The 1,598-nt window shown below is 66.6% G+C and carries 2 protein-coding genes; both read left to right on the forward strand.

Going from position 1 to position 1,598, the window contains the following annotated elements; translation table 11 throughout:
• Positions 1-17: 17 nt before the first annotated feature.
• A complete protein-coding gene (locus Q1W68_RS12680) occupies positions 18-1,274 on the forward strand; it encodes a lipoprotein-releasing ABC transporter permease subunit (RefSeq protein WP_300716892.1) in 1,257 nt (418 codons plus the stop codon).
• Positions 1,267-1,598: ATP-binding cassette domain-containing protein (locus Q1W68_RS12685; RefSeq protein WP_300716893.1), on the forward strand; the 332-nt coding region annotated here is incomplete at its 3' end. The genes Q1W68_RS12680 and Q1W68_RS12685, both read left to right, overlap by 8 nt.

Here is a 1,598-nt window from a genome sequence, read left to right on the forward strand (position 1 = left end):
TGTAGCATGCGCCCGCAATGCAAATCCCCTACGAACTCCAGATTGGCTGGCGCTACACCCGCGCGGGGCGCAGCGGTCGGCGCAACGGCTTTATCTCCTTTATTTCGGGCGTGTCGATGCTGGGCATCGCGCTTGGCGTGGCGGCGCTGATCATCGTGCTGTCGGTGATGAACGGCTTCCAGAAAGAGGTGCGTGACCGGATGCTCTCGGTGGTCTCGCATGTCGAGATCTACCAGTCGCGCGGTGAGGCTTTGTCGGAATGGCAGGCCACCGCGGCACAGGCTCGCTTGAACCCCCAGGTGATCGGCGCATCGCCGTTCATTGCCGCGCAGGCGCTGATCGCGCGTGGTGATGACATGCGTGGTGCCATCGTGCGGGGCATCTCGCCCGCAGAGGAAGCCACCGTCACCGATCTTGCGGCGCAGCTGCGTGACACCACGCTGGCCCCGTTGGTGCCCGGCTGCTGGTGCATCGTGCTCGGGGGCGAGCTGGCCCGCAGTCTGGGTGTGGAGGTGGGCGACAAGGTGACCATCGTCGCGCCCGGCGGGCAGGTCACGCCGGCCGGTGTGGTGCCGCGGCTCAAACAGCTGACGCTGGTGGGCACCTTCAATGCGGGCCACTTCGAATACGACAGCGGCCTCGCGTTGATGCACGTAGACGACGCCGCGCGGCTGTTCCGCGTTGCGGGCCCGACCGGGGTTCAGCTGCGCCTGAAGGATGCGCAACAGGCGCGCGAGGTGGGTGATGAGCTCCAGGTGCGCCTCGGCTCCACGGTGCGAGTGAATGACTGGACGCGCACCAACCGCAACTGGTTCCAGGCGGTGCAGATCGAGAAGCGGCTGATGTTCATCATCCTGACGCTGATCGTCGCGGTGGCCGCCTTCAACCTGGTGTCCACGCTGGTGATGACGGTCACCGACAAGCAGGCCGACATCGCGATCCTGCGCACGCTGGGCGCGAGCCCGCGCTCGATCATGGGCATCTTCATGGTGCAGGGCGCGGCCTCGGGCGTGATGGGCACGCTGGCCGGCATGGCGCTGGGCCTGAGCGTGGCGTACAACATCGATGTCATCGTGCCGGCGATCGAGCGCGCGCTGCACACCAGCTTCCTGCCCAGCAGCGTCTACCTGATCAGCCACATGCCCAGCGATCCGCAAAGTGGCGACATCGTGCCCATCGTGCTGATTTCGCTGGCACTGGCTTTCGTGGCCACGATCTACCCGAGCTGGCGCGCGAGCCGCGTGCAGCCGGCCGAGGCGCTGCGCTATGAGTGAGTCGGTCGCGTCTTTTGAACCAGCGGCCAACACGGTGATCCGCGCGGTCGGGCTGCACAAGCGCTTCCACGAAGGCGATCTCGATGTGCCTGTGCTGCAGGGCGTCGATCTCGACATTGCGGCCGGCGAGACGGTGGCGATCGTCGGTGCCTCGGGATCGGGCAAGAGCACGCTGCTGCATCTGATGGGCGGGCTCGAAGCGCCGACGCAGGGGCAGGTGACGCTGATGGGCCGCGACCTGATGGGCATGAACGCGCAGGCGCAAGGCGTGTGGCGCAACCGGCACCTCGGCTTCGTCTACCAGTTCCACCACCTGCTGCCCGA

It is taken from the genome of Hydrogenophaga sp. (assembly GCF_030158645.1).
In the GTDB taxonomy this organism is placed as follows: Bacteria; Pseudomonadota; Gammaproteobacteria; order Burkholderiales; family Burkholderiaceae_C; genus Hydrogenophaga.